The 17427-nt window shown below is 37.8% G+C and carries 15 protein-coding genes; 7 read left to right on the top strand and 8 right to left on the bottom strand.

Features of this window, described 5'->3' with window-relative positions; translation table 11 throughout:
* The first annotated feature begins 2 nt into the window (after positions 1-2).
* From panF to fis, 4 genes are read left to right on the top strand one after another with little or no spacing between them, the layout of a single operon-like run.
* A complete protein-coding gene (panF, locus tag J3U42_RS02260) occupies positions 3-1454 on the top strand; it encodes a sodium/pantothenate symporter (RefSeq protein ID WP_267335263.1) in 1452 nt (483 codons plus the stop codon).
* Positions 1429-2295 (top strand): 50S ribosomal protein L11 methyltransferase, encoded by an 867-nt coding sequence (gene prmA / locus J3U42_RS02255; RefSeq protein WP_220217753.1) that lies wholly within the window; start codon positions 1429-1431, stop codon positions 2293-2295. Before panF ends, prmA begins: the two co-directional genes overlap by 26 nt.
* 36 nt (positions 2296-2331) lie before the next feature.
* Entirely contained in the window at positions 2332-3339 is a 1008-nt protein-coding gene (gene dusB, locus J3U42_RS02250) for a tRNA dihydrouridine synthase DusB (protein ID WP_220217754.1), read from the top strand.
* 7 nt (positions 3340-3346) lie between these two features.
* Positions 3347-3643: a DNA-binding transcriptional regulator Fis gene (gene fis, locus J3U42_RS02245; protein ID WP_034883623.1), complete on the top strand. Its 297-nt coding sequence runs from the start codon at positions 3347-3349 to the stop codon at positions 3641-3643.
* Positions 3644-3765: 122 nt separating this feature from the next.
* Here fis and rbsR read toward each other — a convergent pair whose 3' ends face one another.
* Genes rbsR through rbsD form a run of 6 tightly spaced genes read right to left on the bottom strand, consistent with a single transcriptional unit; the run spans position 3766 to position 9587 of the window.
* Complete coding sequence (gene rbsR, locus J3U42_RS02240; protein ID WP_220217755.1) at positions 3766-4749, bottom strand: ribose operon transcriptional repressor RbsR; 984 nt, start codon at positions 4747-4749, stop codon at positions 3766-3768.
* A 26-nt stretch (positions 4750-4775) separates the two neighbouring features.
* Positions 4776-5705: a ribokinase gene (rbsK, locus tag J3U42_RS02235; RefSeq protein ID WP_267335259.1), complete on the bottom strand. Its 930-nt coding sequence runs from the start codon at positions 5703-5705 to the stop codon at positions 4776-4778.
* 46 nt (positions 5706-5751) lie between these two features.
* Positions 5752-6648 carry a ribose ABC transporter substrate-binding protein RbsB gene (gene rbsB / locus J3U42_RS02230; RefSeq protein WP_267335257.1) on the bottom strand — a complete coding sequence of 299 codons (897 nt, stop codon included), beginning with the start codon at positions 6646-6648 and terminating at the stop codon, positions 5752-5754.
* Positions 6649-6683: 35 nt separating this feature from the next.
* Positions 6684-7634, bottom strand: coding sequence for a ribose ABC transporter permease (gene rbsC / locus J3U42_RS02225; RefSeq protein WP_220217758.1), 951 nt, complete (start codon positions 7632-7634; stop codon positions 6684-6686).
* Complete coding sequence (gene rbsA, locus J3U42_RS02220; RefSeq protein ID WP_267335256.1) at positions 7634-9136, bottom strand: ribose ABC transporter ATP-binding protein RbsA; 1503 nt, start codon at positions 9134-9136, stop codon at positions 7634-7636. Before rbsA ends, rbsC begins: the two co-directional genes overlap by 1 nt.
* Before the next feature lie 31 nt (positions 9137-9167).
* Positions 9168-9587 carry a D-ribose pyranase gene (rbsD, locus tag J3U42_RS02215; RefSeq protein ID WP_267335255.1) on the bottom strand — a complete coding sequence of 140 codons (420 nt, stop codon included), beginning with the start codon at positions 9585-9587 and terminating at the stop codon, positions 9168-9170.
* Between the two features lie 368 nt (positions 9588-9955).
* Between rbsD and J3U42_RS02210 the strand changes: the two genes are divergently transcribed.
* Both J3U42_RS02210 and ruvC read left to right on the top strand, forming a co-directional pair.
* Positions 9956-10699 (top strand): YebC/PmpR family DNA-binding transcriptional regulator, encoded by a 744-nt coding sequence (locus tag J3U42_RS02210; RefSeq protein ID WP_220217761.1) that lies wholly within the window; start codon positions 9956-9958, stop codon positions 10697-10699.
* A complete protein-coding gene (ruvC, locus tag J3U42_RS02205) occupies positions 10699-11187 on the top strand; it encodes a crossover junction endodeoxyribonuclease RuvC (RefSeq protein ID WP_220217762.1) in 489 nt (162 codons plus the stop codon). The genes J3U42_RS02210 and ruvC overlap by 1 nt, the downstream gene beginning before the upstream one ends.
* Positions 11188-11486: 299 nt before the next feature.
* On the opposite strand, the gene J3U42_RS02200 is transcribed toward ruvC, so the two are convergent.
* The gene (locus tag J3U42_RS02200; RefSeq protein WP_267335254.1) at positions 11487-14702 is read right to left on the bottom strand and encodes an efflux RND transporter permease subunit; all 3216 of its coding nucleotides are present in this window, start codon (positions 14700-14702) and stop codon (positions 11487-11489) included.
* Between the two features lie 19 nt (positions 14703-14721).
* Positions 14722-15918 carry an efflux RND transporter periplasmic adaptor subunit gene (locus tag J3U42_RS02195; protein ID WP_220217764.1) on the bottom strand — a complete coding sequence of 399 codons (1197 nt, stop codon included), beginning with the start codon at positions 15916-15918 and terminating at the stop codon, positions 14722-14724.
* Between the two features lie 404 nt (positions 15919-16322).
* Between J3U42_RS02195 and zipA the strand changes: the two genes are divergently transcribed.
* On the top strand, positions 16323-17240 hold the full coding sequence (gene zipA / locus J3U42_RS02190) for a cell division protein ZipA (RefSeq protein ID WP_416380433.1): 918 nt from the start codon (positions 16323-16325) through the stop codon (positions 17238-17240).
* The last annotated feature ends 187 nt before the right edge of the window (positions 17241-17427 follow it).

Here is a 17427-nt window from a genome sequence, read left to right as displayed (position 1 = left end):
CAATGCATTTAGATATTATTCTTCCTCTGGTTATCTATCTTATTTTTGTATTTGCACTTTCAATTTATGCTTACACAAAAAGGAAAAAAGTTAATCAATTTACCGATTATTTTATTGGTAACCGAACCATGGGCGGTTTTTTGCTAGCCATGACGCTAGCGGCCACTTATATCAGTGCCAGTTCATTTATAGGTGGCCCTGGTGCGGCTTATAAATATGGTCTTGGCTGGGTGCTTTTATCCATGATTCAAGTGCCAACGGTCTTGCTTTCGCTTGGTATATTGGGCAAAAAATTTGCTATTTTAGCGCGTAAATATAATGCCATTACGTTAAGTGACATGCTCTATGCACATTATAAAAGCAAAATGATTGTTTGGTTTGCAAGTATTGCACTCGTGGTTGCATTTGTTGGCGCAATGACTGTGCAATTTGTCGGCGGAGCTCGCTTACTTCAATCCTCAGTTGGGATCCCCTACGACATTGGATTATTAATTTTCGGCATAGGTACGGTCATTTATACGGCGTTTGGTGGATTTAGAGCCAGTATCTTAAACGATGCTTTTCAAGGTTTAGTGATGATTATTGGCGCTATTTTACTGTTGATAGCCATCATCTATGCCGGCGGTGGTATCACCGCTATTGTTGAGCGTTTATATGAAATTGATCCAGCCTTATTAACGCCGGAAGGTCCAAATCATTTTATGGACTTCCCTTTTATGACCTCGTTTTGGGTATTAGTCTGTTTTGGTGTAGTTGGCTTACCGCATACCGCTGTGCGTTGTATGGCATATAAAGATAGCAAAGCAGTGCATCAAGGTATTATTATCGGCACAATTGTGGTCACTATTATTATGTTAACCATGCATCTATCCGGTGCGCTTGGGCGGGCAATTATTAGTGATTTAACCATTCCGGATCAAATTGTACCGACATTGATCATCAACGTGTTACCGCCACTTGCGGCAGGGATCTTTTTGGCTGCACCGCTTGCAGCAATAATGTCGACCATTAATGCTCAACTATTGCAAATATCTTCTGTTATTATTAAAGATCTGTTTTTAAGTATTAAACCAAATACCAACTGTAGTGATAAGGTGCTAACTCACATCTCAATTGCAATTACATTTATTTTTGGCGGACTACTGATTTTAGCAGCTTGGAAACCGCCAGAAATGATAATATGGCTAAATTTATTAGCGTTTGGTGGGCTTGAAGCCGTATTTTTATGGCCTTTAGTTTTAGGACTGTATTGGAAAAAAGCCAACGCAACCGGTGCACTTTGCTCAATGTTTGCCGGTGCGATAAGTTATACGCTACTTGCCGCTTATGATATTAAAATTTACTCTTTTCATCCAATTGTGCCATCTTTAATAATTGGATTGATAACCTTTATTATTGCCAACAAGTTTGGTAACACAGGAAAAAATTATGCCTTGGATTCAACTGAGAATTAATACTACAAACGACTTAGCAGAAAGCATTAGCGAACAATTGGAAGAATCAGGGGCTGTATCTGTCACGTTTCAAGATACTTATGACACCCCGGTATTTGAGCCGCTACCCGGTGAAACCAAACTTTGGGGAAATACCGATGTCGTTGGTTTATATGATGCGCAAACAGATATTGAAGAGTTAAAAGCAATGTTAAATCTAGCGCAATTCTCCTATAAAATTGAACAGCTAGAGGATAAAGATTGGGAACGTGAATGGATGGATAACTTTCATCCAATGCAATTTGGCAAGCGTTTATGGATTTGCCCTAGTTGGCGCGAAGTGCCCGATGTTAATGCCGTAAATGTCATGCTTGATCCCGGCTTAGCTTTTGGCACCGGCACACATCCAACTACGGCGTTATGTTTAACTTGGCTAGATAGTTTAGATCTGACCGATAAAATAGTGATTGATTATGGCTGTGGATCTGGTATTTTAGCAATTGCAGCGCTCAAATTAGGCGCCAAACGGGTAATTGGTATTGACATTGATCCACAAGCAATACAAGCAAGCCGTGACAATGCAATGCGCAATAATGTCAGTGAGCAATTGGAGCTCTATTTAGCTAAAGATATACCCGACAATTTACAAGCTGATGTCGTTGTTGCTAACATCTTAGCTGGACCGCTCAAGGAATTGGAGCCAAATATTAGCAAGCTTGTGAAATCAAGCGGAAATTTAGGTTTATCTGGTATTTTAGAATCACAATCCCAAAGCGTTTATGACCACTATCAAGCCCACTTTGAACTTGATCCGATTGTTGAACAAGAAGAGTGGTGTCGAATAACTGGTAAAAAAAAGTAAAAATTTGACATTATCCCCTTTTATCTTCGAAAAAAAATGCGTAATATAGCCCGCTTTAATTTGCTAAGTATTGGTGATGTGACATTAAAGAATAATTTAATTGCCGCACCAATGGCCGGAGTCAGCGATAGACCATTTCGTAATTTGTGTTATCGATTTGGTGCTGGCATGACCGTGTCAGAAATGTTTTTGGCAAATTCTGATGTTTGGCATACAGATAAATCTTCATTACGCATGATTTCATCGGATGATGTTGGGATAAGGGCTGTTCAAATTGTCGGTTCAGATCCTGACGAAATGGCAAGAGCAGCAGAATTTAATGTCAAACATGGCGCACAACTTATTGATATCAATATGGGGTGCCCGGCTAAAAAAGTAAATAAAAAATTAGCAGGTTCTGCATTAATGCAGAATCCGGCACTAATTAAAACGATTTTGCAAAAAGTTGTTGGTGCAGTCGATGTACCAGTAACTTTAAAAACTCGGACTGGATGGGATAAAAATCATAGAAATTGCATTGAAATCGCACAAATTGCCCAGGATTGTGGCGTAAAGGCTATTACTATTCATGGCAGAACACGTGCTTGTTTGTTCAATGGAGTGGCAGAATATGAATCTATTAAAGCAGTGAAAGAAAATGTAACGATTCCTGTCATTGCTAATGGTGATATTTGTACTCCCGAACAAGCAAAAGAAGTTTTTAAATATACGCAAGCTGATGCTATAATGATCGGCCGAGCGGCACAGGGGCGACCTTGGATATTTGAAGAAATTGCATTCTATTTAACACATGGACAGTTACAAAAAGATAAAACGATTGAAGAAGTAGAACAGATTGTATTAACACATCTTGAAGATCTTTATCAGTTTTACGGAGAATACAAAGGATTACGGATTGCCAGAAAGCATGTAAATTGGTATACCAAGAATTATGCTGATAGCGATCAATTCAGGCGCTTATTTAGTGTACTTAGCAATACAAGTGAGCAAGTAGCTACACTAAAAGCATTTTTTAGTCAAATTAGAAACAAACAAAAGAGTTAAAAATACTATGTCAGAACAACGCGTTACAGCTGCAGCACTTAAATTTACAACTGTAAACTCTCAAGACCAAATAACACAAAAACCTTTGCGAGATTCAGTAAAACAAGCTTTGAAAAACTATTTATCTCAATTAAATGGTGAAGATCCTACTGATCTATATGAATTAGTGCTAGCGGAAGTTGAACACCCATTCCTTGATATGGTTATGCAATACACACGTGGCAATCAAACCCGAGCTGCCAATATGCTTGGTATCAACCGTGGTACTTTACGTAAAAAATTGAAACAATATGGTATGAGTTAGTCGATACTTTTAGCATATTGAAATTAAACTATGAATTAAAAGCGTCTATCAAAAGGCGCTTTTTTTTAACTTATTATTTATGAGCCTTAATCCTTCTATGACTCAATATTGGAAAATAAACATCAAACCGATGAACGCAAGATTAAAGTTGGCGTCAATGTCAGTTTATGCGGAAGTTCGGTAGGGTTATGTAGCCGGTTTAATAAGGTTTCAACCGCTAATTGTCCAAGCTCTTCTTTAGGTTGATGAATGGTTGTTAATGGCGGTGTCATGTATTGGGCGATTTCAATATCATCATAACCAATAATGGCAATATCTTTACCCGCCACCAGACCATTACGATAAAGTGTTTGATAAGCCCCGATTGCCATTGCATCATTACAACAAAATACCGCCTGTGGGCGAGTAGCAAGATCTAACAAGCTTTGCATCGCAACAATGCCCGAAGCAAACTGAAAATCCCCTTGAGCTTCATACCCCGCCAATACAGCTAAGTTAGCGTCGTGCATCGCTTTTCGGTAACCTTGCAACCGTGACTGAGCTTGGGTATTATTCAAAGGACCTGTGATACAAGCAATGCGTTGATATTGCTTTGATATTAAAAACTCGGTAGCAAGAGTTGCACCATAAAAAGAGTTGTCTTGAATGGTATCGCAAATACCACTAAAAGGCGTCCAGTCCATCATAACCATAGCGAGTTTCGGATAACGTGCAAATATCTGCTGTGGAATTGAGTGGGTTTCCGTACACATCGCCAATAGACCATCAACCCGCTTTTGCAGTAAGTGTTCTATGTTATCGAGCATACGTTGATGATCGCCCTCTGTGTGGCATAATATCAAGTTGTAACCCAGTTCATAGCAACTTCGTTCAACACCTTGTACTACTTCGGAATAAAATGGGTTATTACTACTGGTCACTAACATACCAATAGTATACGTTTTATTGCTTTTCAAACTGCGAGCTATCGCACATGGCGTATAATTTAACTGTGCGATAGCCTGTTCAACTTTTTCCCGAACAGCCGGGCTTACATAGCGATCGTTATTGATAACATGAGAGACAGTTGATGTTGATACTTTCGCAAGTTTTGCGATATCTTTCATTGTTGCCAATTTTTTATTCTCATCAGTTATTTACCTTGTAATTGAAGAAACTCATCTACCTGCTTACGGGTTGGAACGGATGTTTGCGCTCCAGGTTTAGTGACAGATAATGCCGCAGCAGCATGGGCAGATATAACTGCTTCATTTAAACACTTGCCGTCTAAAAGTGCGGTCACAAGCATGCCATTAAATGTGTCGCCGGCACCAATGGTATCGACTGCATCAACCTTAAAGCCTGCGACTAATTCACCAACACCAGATGAACTGACCCAAGCCCCTTTGCTACCTAACGTAATAATAACGGTAGTAACGCCCTTATCATGCAATACATTGGCCGCATGATGAGCATCTTGCTCAGTCACAATTTTAATACCGGTTAAATGTTCTGCTTCAGTTTCATTTGGCGTAATAATATCGATGTGCTTAAGCAGATCATCAGATAATTTTTGTGCCGGAGCCGGATTTAAAATCACTTGCGTATTATGCGCCTTAGCTAGTTTAGCGGCTTGTTTAATGGTAGCTAAAGGTGTTTCAAGTTGCATTAAAATCGCATCAGCATGAATGATATCATCTTTAAATTCAAGTAAATATTCTGGCGTTACCGCAGAATTAGCACCAGCATAAATCGCTATTTGGTTTTCACCTTGTTGATTAACTAATATTAAAGCAACACCGGTATTTTCACCATTAATAGTTGAAACCGAACAAGTCTCAATATTATCCTCTTGTAACTGTTGTTTAATCTGCTTACCTAATTGGTCATTACCGACCGCGGCAATAAACTGAATGTTTGCTCCCAAGCGCCCTGCTGCTACCGCTTGATTCGCCCCTTTACCACCAAATGATATTTGGTAGTTTGAACCGGATAAAGTTTCACCCGGTTGTGGAAATGCAGGTACATTTAAGATATGGTCAACGTTAACACTACCTAAAACAATTAATTTTTTACCCTTCATTCGTATTTTCCTAATGCTATAACCAAAGGACACATTAATTTGCCTTTTAATCATTTATATGAGTAACAAGTCTGAGTTCAACCGGAACTTGAGTTGCTACTTTTTCGCCTTTTATCACTTTATCAGCAATTTCAATGCCCATAGCCCCTATCTCGTTCGGCTGTTGAGCCACCGTCGCACCGAGTTTGCCACGTGAAACTGACTTAATACCGTCTTCGGTGCCGTCAAAGCCAACAACTAAAATATCGTTTCTTCCGGCGGTTTGAATAGCACGCATCGCTCCTAAAGCCATTTCATCATTTTCAGCAAACACCGCTTGAACATTCGGATAAGCTGTTAATAGATTTTGCATGACATTCATCCCTTTAGCACGATCAAAATCTGCCGGTTGCGCTGTTAACAAAGTCAGGTTGTTTTCTTGGATTGATTGAGTGAATCCTTCCCCTCTTTCACGTGATGCTGAGGTGCCTACAATGCCTTGTAGTTGAATCACTTTTGCACTAGCGCCTAACTTTTCAAAGATAAAATTACCCGCCATTTTACCACCAGCGACATTATCAGACGCAATGTGACTAACAACTTCGCCTTTACTTGCCGTACGATCAAGCGTGATAACGGGTATTCCTGCTTTATTTGCAGCAAGAACAGCATTACCAACCGCCTCAGAATCGGTAGGATTGATTAAGATTAATTTGGTGCCTTTAACTAGGGTATCTTCTACATTTGCCAGCTCTTTTGCCGGATTATTTTGCGAATCTAACACGACTAAATCATAACCTAATTCATTCGCTTTTTGAACGGCACCCTCTTTTAAGGTAACAAAAAACGGATTATTAAGTGTTGAAACAATCAATGCTATATTTTCTTTAGCCCATACTTGAGAAACTAAACTAAAGCTCATAGCCACGCCGACAACGGTCGCCAAAATCTTTCTTAAACTCATCACATTCTCCTAAAATTTACTTCTTTTTAACACAACTACTTATTGGTTTTTTTATCCACCAAAACCGCTAATAAAATAACCACGCCTTTTACAATCATTTGATAGTAAGCATCGACGCCTAACATATTTAGTCCATTATTTAAGAAACCTAATATGAGTGCCCCAATTAATGTACCGAAAATTTTACCTCGTCCACCTGACATACTTGTCCCACCAAGTACGACAGCAGCAATAGCATCCATTTCATAACCAGTACCAGCAGTAGGCTGAGCCGAAGAGAGTCTGGATACTTCAATAGTACTGGCTAGAGCACACAATAATCCACTAAGCGCATAGACAATAATTTTCACACGATCAACATTAATGCCAGATAACCGTGTTGCCGCCTCATTGCCGCCCAATGCATATATGTAACGACCTAAACGGGTATATTTGAGTAAATACCATGCCGCAATAAATACTAATGCCATTATCAATATTGGCACAGGAATACCAAAAATGCGACCAAAAGCAATAGATTCAAATATTTCTGAATTATCATTAGTGCCGGTAGAGATTGGGCTTCCTTTGGTATAAACCTGTGTTACGCCACGTAAAATAAGCATCATGACTAATGTAGCAATAAAGGCTTGTAATTTCCCTTTAGCAATAATCACACCAGAAAAAGCACCTAATAGCGCACTAATAATTAATGATGCTGAGATAGCTATAAAGGGTGAAATATCCGAACTAATCATCGAAGCGGTTAAAGCGCCGGCTAAAGCAAAAATTGACCCGACCGCCAAATCAATACCTGAGGTTAAGATAACTAATGTCATTCCAACTGCAATAATGGCGTTGATTGATGTCTGTTGTAAAATATTAAAAAAATTGTTTAAAGTAAAAAAGTTATCACTTAAACACGACACAATCGCAATTAGCACTAGTAAAGTAATTAATGACTTTTGCTCAACTAAAAAATTCTTGAGCGTTTTATTTTGCAGCATCAGTTCTCTCCTATATTTTTTCCAACGGCAGCTGCCATAAGTTTTTCTTGTGTTGCATCACTTATTGAAAAGTCACCTGTTACTTTTCCTTCGTGGATTACTAATATACGATCGCTCATACCGAGCACTTCGGGCATATCAGATGAAACCAAAATGACACTTAATCCTTGTTGTTTAAATTGGTTAATCAGTTGGTATATCTCTTTTTTGGCGCCAACATCTACCCCACGAGTTGGTTCATCGAGAATTAATATACTTGGACGGGTCATTAGCCCTTTAGCAATGGCAACTTTCTGCTGATTACCGCCGGATAAAAAACCAATGATTTGATTAGTTGACGGGGTTTTGATGTTAAATAAGCCAACAAAATCATCTACCGCTTGTTGTTCATCTATCAATCGCAGTTTTTTAAAGGGGTTAACAAAATAGCTTAAAGCATTAAGTGACATATTGTCCTTCACCGACATACCTAAGATTAATCCATCTTTTTTACGATCTTCTGAGATATAGACAATCCCATAATTTAATCCGTCTTTAGGTGTTTGAGTCTTAATTGTTTTACCATTTAAAACAATCGTTCCCGATTTTGCCGGATTAGCGCCATAAATCATTTTCATTAACTCTGTTCGCCCGGCGCCCATAAGTCCGGAAATACCGAGTATTTCACCTTCATGCAGCGAAAAACTGACATCATTTACACCATTACCGATTAAGTTTTTAACGGATAATGTCTCTTTTCCACGTTGAATATCGATTCGAGGATACTGATCGTGAAGTTTTCGCCCAACCATCATCTCAATTAAGGTATCTTCAGTTAATTCACTCACCTTTTTTTCGCCAATAAATTGGCCGTCACGTAACACCGTTACTGCATCACAAATTTCAAAAATCTCTTGTAGCCGATGCGAAATATAGACTACACCGCAATTTTGCTGTTTTAATTTTCTGATGACTTCAAATAGCGATGCCGTTTCAGTATCCGTTAAGGCATCAGTCGGTTCATCCATGATAATAACTTTAGAATTGAAGCTTAGCACTTTGGCTATTTCAACCATTTGTTGTTCACCAATAGATAAATCACTTATCAAACGTCGACTATCATATTTTAGATGTAGCTCCGCTAATAATTTATCGGCTTGGGCGTAGGTTTTGTTCCAGTCAATACAACCAAATTTATTGGTAAATTCTCGCCCTAGAAATATATTCTCAGCAATGGTGAGTTCCGGTATTAAGTTGAGTTCTTGATGAATAATACCGATTCCGGCTTCTTGTGACGATTTTGGTCCATTAAAATTAGTTGCTTTTCCTAAATAGATAATGTCGCCAGCATCTTTTTTATATATTCCTGTTAACACTTTCATCAGTGTTGACTTACCCGCACCATTTTCACCAATCAAAGCCATAACCTGACCGGCTTTAACAGTTAAGCTCGCCCCGGATAATGCTTTAACGCCAGGAAAAGATTTATGAATATTGGTAAGCTCTAATAGGTTGTCGTTCATAACGCACTCATCAATGTTTGAATATTTAAAATTAAAAAATTACACCTGATTGTAAAACTATATTAGCGTAGGGGGTGCATTCACCTGTTCTAATAACCGCTTTACAATGATGAGTTTGTTGTTTTAGCTCTTCATGTGAGACATAAACGATCTCAACACTGCTTTCTTGACTCTGTTTGATCTTTTTTAGTTGCTTTAATATTTTGTTATGAATAGTTGGGTTTTGGGCAATAACTTCCTGCGCCAAAATGACTTTTTCAATTTGCATCTCTTTTGATAATGATTCGAAAACTTGCATAAACGTTGGTATACCATAGGTCAATGCTAAATCAATTCGTTGAACTGCGTTAGGAATGGGTAAACCCGCATCACCAATGGCTATTTGATCGGTATGCCCCATTTTGGAAAGAGCCTGAACAATTTCTGAGTTAAATAATTGCCCTTTATGCATAATATAATCCTTTAAATAATCCGTTTAGTTGCTATCGAAACGTTTCGATAACACATCATCCTTGTAAAAATTGTTTATGGCAATAGTAAAAAATTCAAACTTGTGATCTGGATCAATCTGAATGGATTCAGTTATAGAAAAAATCATGAATAAACACGATAAAATAGGTTTAGTTATGAGGGTAAACTAATAATTAGCGTCGGCTATTTAATTGTTATCCCACTAAAATATCGCGTTTTTAATTAAATTTTGATTAAAAATAGTCCTATGTTTGACTGTTAAAAAGGAATGAACATAATGATAATGAATTTTAGACAAAAGTTTGTTAAAATGTAGCGATTTTTAAATATTTTAATCTGGAGAATTTTATGGCAGGTCATAGTAAATGGGCCAATACCAAACACCGCAAAGCGGCACAAGATGCTAAGCGCGGTAAAATCTTTACAAAAATTATTCGTGAACTTGTAACCGCAGCCAAAATCGGTGGTGGCGATCCAGCGTCTAACCCTCGCTTACGTGCCGCAATGGACAAAGCACTTTCAAATAATATGACACGTGACACGATGAATCGTGCTGTTGCTCGTGGTGTAGGTGGTGAAGATGACACCAACATGGAAACCATTATTTATGAAGGTTATGGTCCAGCGGGTACAGCTGTTATGGTTGAATGTTTAAGTGACAACCGTAACCGCACGGTATCAGAAGTGCGTCATGCATTTACTAAAACAGGCGGCAATCTTGGAACTGACGGTTCAGTATCTTATCTATTTACTAAAAAAGGGGTAATTTCTTATCCTAGTGGTACTGATGAAGATCAAGTTATGGACGCAGCGCTTGAAGCTGGTGCTGATGATGTTGTAACTTATGATGATGGTGCAATTGATGTATTTACAACACCTGAATCTTTTGGTGAAGTAAAAGATGCGTTAGATGCAGCAGGATTAGTAGCTGAATCGGCAGAAGTATCAATGATTCCAGCGACTAAAGTAGATCTTGATGTCGACTCTGCGCCTAAATTACTTCGCTTAATTGATATGCTTGAAGATTGTGATGATGTTCAAGAAGTGTATCATAATGGTGAAGTATCTGACGAGGTTGCAGCTACGCTCTAATGGCCATTATTCTTGGCATCGATCCCGGCTCTCGTTTGACCGGTTACGGTGTAATCCGTCAAACGGGACGACAATTAACTTATCTTGGCAGTGGCTGTATTCGTACTGCTGTCGATGACTTACCTACTCGCTTAAAACGCGTTTATGCGGGTGTAAGCGAAATTATCCTTCAATTCCAACCGGATATGTTTGCAATCGAGCAAGTTTTTATGGCTCGCAATGCAGACTCGGCTTTAAAGTTAGGACAAGCAAGAGGCTCAGCGATTGTCGCTGCGGTAAATCATGATTTACCGGTTTTTGAATATGCGGCTCGTTTAGTCAAACAAAGTGTGGTTGGCACCGGCGCTGCCGATAAAAAGCAAGTACAACATATGGTCAAATTATTACTAAAACTACCCGCTAGCCCGCAAGCAGATGCGGCCGATGCTTTAGCAATAGCCATCACTCATGCGCATATGGGACAACACTTAATAAAATCACTCAAGTAATGCCCGATTATATATCATTTAACACTGGTGATTTTCAATTTATCTCATCACAACAATACTAGATCTTTTTCTTGTTATTCAAATCAACGCTTATTTTACATACTCTACCATTTACGCATACAATTTGTTGAACTTAGATTTTATGGCTATAACTTTTTTTCAATTTATTTGATTACTACAAAAATGAAATAAAAAAAGCACCAATATTATTGGTGCTTTGCAATTAGATTAATAAAAATAAAATCACAATTAACTTGTTAAATGCACTCCCTACTTTAAGCTGGGAATGCATTTATTGATTAATTACTTTTATCTGCTGATTTTGATAGGTTACTTGGTAATACCACCTTATTTTTATGTTTAGTAAATAGTTTGGTAATAAACAAGAAGAATAACGGAACATAGAATATTGCTAAGAATGTTGCCGTTAACATACCACCAATTACCCCGGTACCAACCGCATTTTGGCTTGCCGAACCGGCTCCGGTGTTCAATGCTAATGGTAATACACCTAAAATAAAGGCGAAAGAAGTCATTAAAATTGGTCGCAAACGTAACCGACATGCTTCAAGAGTTGCATCGATAAGCGATTTCCCTTCTTTTTCTAATGCATCTTTAGCAAATTCTACGATCAATATTGCATTTTTAGCCGATAACCCCATGGTTGTTAATAGACCAACGATGAAGTAAATATCATTATCAAGCCCTCTAAACATCGTTGCAAATACTGTACCTAAAATACCTAATGGTATAACAAATAATATTGAGATTGGTACTGTCCAACTTTCATATAATGCGGCTAATGACAAGAACACCACAATAATAGAAATAATGTAAAGAGTCGTGGTTTGTGAACCGGTTTGACGCTCTTGATAAGAGATATCAGTCCAGTCGAAAGAGAAGCCTTTTGGTAACTGTTGAGATAACTCTTCCATAATTGCCATTGCTTGACCAGAACTTAAGCCCGGCGCTGCTGATCCACTGATGCCCATTGCTGCCACACCGTCATAGCGAACTAATGAAGGTGAACCATAGCTTTTCGAGGTTGTTGCAAATGCATCATAAGGAACCATTTCACCTTTTTGATTTTTAACATGCCAATAACTAAAGTCGTCCGGCAACATACGATAAGGCGCATCTGATTGTAAGTAGACTTTTTTAACTCGGTTGTTATAAACAAAGTCATCGATATAAGCTGAACCTAAAGCCGTTGATAATACGGTATTAACACTACCTACTGAAACACCAAGCGCCTGCGCTGTTTCAAAATCAACGTTAATTTTGTATTGTGGCACATCTAACATACTGCCCGGACGGACTTGCTGTAGTTGAGGATTATGAGACGCTTGCCCTAATATTTGGTAAAAAGCTCCCATTAAAGCATCATGACCTAGTCCAGCTGAATCTTTTAGCATATAAGAAAAACCATTTGCCATACCTAAAGACGGTACCGCAGGTAGATTTGCTACAATTACACGTCCCTCAGTAATGGTAGAGGCAAATTGCCAACCACTTCCAACTAATGCATCAACTTTTTGATCCGGACGTTTACGCTCATCCCAGTCTTTTAATCGAACAAATCCGAGTCCCATATTTTGGCCACGACCAACCATACTAAAGCCCGCAACGGTAAAGATTTCTTTCACTGAATCGGCTTTTTGTTCCATATAGAATTTAGATGTTTTATTCAAAACGCCCATTGTCTGTTCTAATGTTGACCCTGGTGGTAATTCAACCATGACAATCAATACACCTTGGTCTTCGTTAGGTAAAAATCCTGTAGGTAATCGATTAAATCCGAAGAATAAACCTACAATAATTAAAATATAACAAACAAACGATACCAGCGGGAAACGAATGAATTTAATTACGCCTTTTTCATAATAGTGCAGGCTGAAACTATAAACTCGGTTGAAACGCTCAAAAAACCATTTAGTGGCAAGTGCACACCAACTAAATGGCGGGATATTTGATAATTTTTCACCGAATGTCGCTTTTTTATTCTTACTTTTATTTGGCGCTTTTAAGATTTGAGCACAAAGCGCTGGCGTTAACACAATTGCCATTAAAACAGATAACGACATTGACGTTACAATGGTAATTGAGAACTGACGGTAAATTCCCCCAGCAGCACCACCATAAAATGCCATTGGCACAAATACCGCAGATAATACGACCGCTATCCCGACTAAAGCAGACGTAATCTGTTCCATTGATTTAACCGTTGCTGCATAAGGAGAAAGTCCCTCATCATGCATAATACGTTCAACGTTTTCGATAACGACGATAGCATCATCGACCAATAGACCGATTGCCAACACCATGGCGAACATGGATAAAGTATTTATGGTAAATCCACAAATATACAAGATGGCAAAAGTACCTAACAACACAACCGGTACAGTAATTGTCGGTATCAGCGTTGAGCGAAGGTTTTGCAAAAATACATACATTACAATAACAACGAGAACTATTGCTTCGATTAATGTATGGATTACGTTACTGATAGATAACTTAACAAAAGGTGTTGTATCGTACGGATAAGCAAATTTAATATCTTCAGGGAAGATTTTCGATAATTCTTCAATTTTCTTATCAACTTGTTCAGAAGTATCTAATTGGTTCGCACCTGTTGCTAAATAGATACCTAAACCAGCAGACGGTTTACCGTCATAACGAGAAATAAAATTATAATCAGCAGCACCGATTTCAACTTTTGCCACATCTTTTAACAACACATTCGAGCCATCAGTATTAACACGAACAAGAATATTTTGGAACTGTTCAGGTGTTTTTAACCGTGATTGAGCTGTGATAGTAGCATTAAGTTCTTGACCATCAGTTGCCGGTAAAGCACCTAGCTGACCTGCTGTTACTTGCGCATTTTGCGCTTGAATAGCCGCAGTGATTTCTTCAATTGATAAATTAAAATAGGTCAATTTATTCGGATCAAGCCAAATACGCATCGCATATTCAGAGCCAAATAACTGAGTATCACCTACACCTTGTACCCGTCGTATAGGATCTTGTACGGTTGAATAAACAAAGTCTGCGATATCTGCTTGTGTTTTTTGTGGGTTGGTTGAATAAAAACCGATAACTTTTAGAAAGTTAGTATTATTTTTAGCAACTGACACACCATTTTTCTGCACACTTTCAGGTAGCCGTGATTTAATACTTTCAACTTTATTTAACACTTGCACCTGCGCAAAGTCAGGGCTAGTACCAGGCGCAAAAGTAAGGGTAGTTTGCACAACCCCTTGAGCACTACTGGTTGATTTCATATAAATTAAATTATCTAATCCCGTTAAATTCTGTTCAATTAACTGAGTAACGGTATTTTCAATTGTTTGAGCATCAGCGCCCGGATATGCAGCAGAGACAGTAACAGCTGGTGGTGCGATATCGGGATATTGTTCAACAGCTAACAGCTTTATACATAAAGCGCCGCCGAGCATCATCATGATAGCAATTACCCATGCAAAAACAGGTCTATCAATAAAAAACTTAGCCATAATTAAATCTACCCCTGTTTTATTTCACGCTGTTTTCGATGATATTATCTAACTGTTCTTGAGTGAGTGTAGCCGGCGTACCAACAACCAAACCTTGCATTGGTTTACCAGATTCAACTGCGGTTAAATTTAATAATCCGGTTGTAATGACTTGTTCACCAATATTAATTCCTTCGGTCACGATCCAGTATCCGCCGATACCGGTGTAAACTTTAATACCTTGACGGTATTCAATTGTATAATCTGGTTTTAAGATTTTAGCTGTGTACTGACCTTTAGCGTTACTGGTAATACCTTGTTGCGGTACCAGTACTGCATTTCGTATATACCCTAGCGTCATTTGTGGTTTAACAAACATGCCCGGTAAGATTTTGCCTTCACGGTTAGGGAATTGAGAACGTAACGTTACGGTACCAGTAGTTTCATTAACCGTCATGTCTGAAAATTTAATGCTTCCTGGCTCTGCATATTTAGAACCGTCATTAAAAAATAGTTCAACATTATTGCCTTTAGCCGGTTCATAGATCACGTTTTGGTCTTGAAGATATTTGTTATAACGAGTCGCCGCTTCTGTCATATCAACATAAATTGGGTCAAGTTGCTGAACTAAAGCTAACGGCGCTGATTGTCCCGCAGAAACTAAAGCCCCCTCAGTGACACTTGAACGGCCGATATAACCATCAATTGGCGAGTAAACTTTAGTATAATCTAAGTTCACTTTAGCAGCATGCTCAGCAGCTTGTGCGACCAATACACTTGCTTCTGCTTGTTGAGCATCAGCATTTGCTTTATCGTATTCTTGCTGACTGATTGACTTACTGGTCAATAGACCTGCATAACGCTTTAAAGTAAGTTGAGCAATTTTGGCATTAGCTTTTGCGCTGGCAACGTTTGCAACTGCGCTATCATAATTGGCTTGATAAATGGCAGGATCGATTTGATAAAGCGACTGTCCGGCTTTCACATTAGAACTTTCATCAAACTCACGTTTTAATACAATCCCACTGACTTGAGGTCGAATTTCAGCGATTTGAGATGCAACAACGCGTCCTGGTAAATTTATTTTTAAGGTGTAGTTTAGCGGTTCCACTTTAAAAACGGTTACCTTTGGAATTTGATTATTACCGCCCTGCGATTTACCATTATCACAACTGGTTAGTAGAAACAGACTAGTTATTGCAACTGGTACGGTTAATAATAGTTTGTTAAATCTCATATAAAAATGACCTCAGTAAACTTAATAATTATTTTTTTAATAACAATAAATCTTATTTAAAAGTAGCCGAGGATTTTACAAAAAATATGCATAGATTGTAAGTATCTTTACAAGTTAATAGCACAGAGTTCTAAAAATCAGCATCAGAAAAACAAGGAATAAAAAAATTATTTTATCTATTATCATTATTTCTAGAAATAAAGTAATATATTTATTGATTTTTCGTGCTATTAAAGTATTTTAAATAAAATGTTATACTAATAACTATAGCTGCTATAGTTTGTACGAATATAGCTTACTAATAAAAAGTAAAAAATTTAACATTGTTAAACTCTGAAATCAGTTTTATTCAATAACATTATTGAATAATTTGAGTCTATATTTAATTTAAATCTGAGATGGGTATTATGGATAATTTACGTATTGTTCTAATTGTTGTTGCGTCCTTGGTCATTATTGCTCTATTGATTCATGGATTTTGGATCAATAAAAAAGAACGTTCTTCCCTATTTAAATCGGACCAAAAGGATAAAGTCCCGCAAAATACTCAAGCACTCGAAGATATTTACAATAATGAAGAAGATGATGTGATTTTACTTAATCCGAAAAATAAAACGGTTGAAGAAACGGCTCAAGAAGAGACGCCAAAAGAAGAAAAAATCGAAAATATACCTCAGCAAGTCGATTTATTTATTGATGATATTCAAGAAGATAAAGAACAAGATGACGAGCAATCTCAATCTACAGTAAACTTTAAAGAAGAGATATTTGAAGACTCACCCGTAACTGAACCAAAAATCAATAAGCAAGCTGAACAGCGTGTTAGCAGTGAAGTAAACACGGCTAAGGCAAATGAACAAAGCTATAAACAAGAAAAACTCAATGTGGATTATACCGAAGAAAATCCAATGGAGATTATTGTATTAAACGTGACAGGTCTAAAAGGACAATTATTACAAGGCGATGTCCTACTTGCCAGTATAATGCAATCAGGATTTCAATTTGGCGATATGAAAATATTCCACCGTCACCTTGACCCGGCAGGTAATGGCCCTATCTTGTTTAGTTTAGCTAATATGGTTAGCCCGGGTTATTTAGATCCGGAAACCATGCATGAATTTACTACACCCGGTGTGTCAATTTTTATGGTTGCACCAACACACGGCAATAATCAACAAAATTTCAAGTTAATGCTACAAACAGCCCAACGTATCGCTGATGATGTCAATGGCGTGGTATTAGATGATGAACATCATATGATGACACCACAGAAAATTGATAGTTATAAAGAACGTATTAAAAAAGCCTGTAACGAAAGTTAATCGTTTAAAAAATAGCAATTCTAAAATACTACCATGCCACCAACTGATGTTGGTGCATGGAGTGAAACTTATTAATTAATCTTTTATAGAACCTTTAAAAATAAATCGTTATTGTATCTAATATTATTGATATTAATACAAATTAAATGATAATCCTTAAAACCTGCGTTTCAATTTAAGAGCCTAC

The sequence above is a fragment of the Gilliamella sp. B2923 genome (assembly GCF_026536565.1).
Classification (GTDB): Bacteria; Pseudomonadota; Gammaproteobacteria; order Enterobacterales; family Orbaceae; genus Gilliamella.
Note: the sequence above shows the minus strand (reverse complement) of the source record. Positions and strands in the feature narration are given on the sequence as shown.

Bases quoted from the DNA above. Each gene is read 5' to 3' on its own strand.
- panF (WP_267335263.1), top strand. From the start codon at position 3: ATGCATTTAGATATTATTCTTCCTCTGGTTATCTATCTTATTTTTGTA.
- prmA (WP_220217753.1), top strand. From the start codon at position 1,429: ATGCCTTGGATTCAACTGAGAATTAATACTACAAACGACTTAGCAGAA.
- dusB (WP_220217754.1), top strand. From the start codon at position 2,332: ATGCGTAATATAGCCCGCTTTAATTTGCTAAGTATTGGTGATGTGACA.
- fis (WP_034883623.1), top strand. From the start codon at position 3,347: ATGTCAGAACAACGCGTTACAGCTGCAGCACTTAAATTTACAACTGTA.
- rbsR (WP_220217755.1), bottom strand. From the start codon at position 4,749: ATGAAAGATATCGCAAAACTTGCGAAAGTATCAACATCAACTGTCTCT.
- rbsK (WP_267335259.1), bottom strand. From the start codon at position 5,705: ATGAAGGGTAAAAAATTAATTGTTTTAGGTAGTGTTAACGTTGACCAT.
- rbsB (WP_267335257.1), bottom strand. From the start codon at position 6,648: ATGAGTTTAAGAAAGATTTTGGCGACCGTTGTCGGCGTGGCTATGAGC.
- rbsC (WP_220217758.1), bottom strand. From the start codon at position 7,634: ATGCTGCAAAATAAAACGCTCAAGAATTTTTTAGTTGAGCAAAAGTCA.
- rbsA (WP_267335256.1), bottom strand. From the start codon at position 9,136: ATGAACGACAACCTATTAGAGCTTACCAATATTCATAAATCTTTTCCT.
- rbsD (WP_267335255.1), bottom strand. From the start codon at position 9,587: ATGCATAAAGGGCAATTATTTAACTCAGAAATTGTTCAGGCTCTTTCC.
- J3U42_RS02210 (WP_220217761.1), top strand. From the start codon at position 9,956: ATGGCAGGTCATAGTAAATGGGCCAATACCAAACACCGCAAAGCGGCA.
- ruvC (WP_220217762.1), top strand. From the start codon at position 10,699: ATGGCCATTATTCTTGGCATCGATCCCGGCTCTCGTTTGACCGGTTAC.
- J3U42_RS02200 (WP_267335254.1), bottom strand. From the start codon at position 14,702: ATGGCTAAGTTTTTTATTGATAGACCTGTTTTTGCATGGGTAATTGCT.
- J3U42_RS02195 (WP_220217764.1), bottom strand. From the start codon at position 15,918: ATGAGATTTAACAAACTATTATTAACCGTACCAGTTGCAATAACTAGT.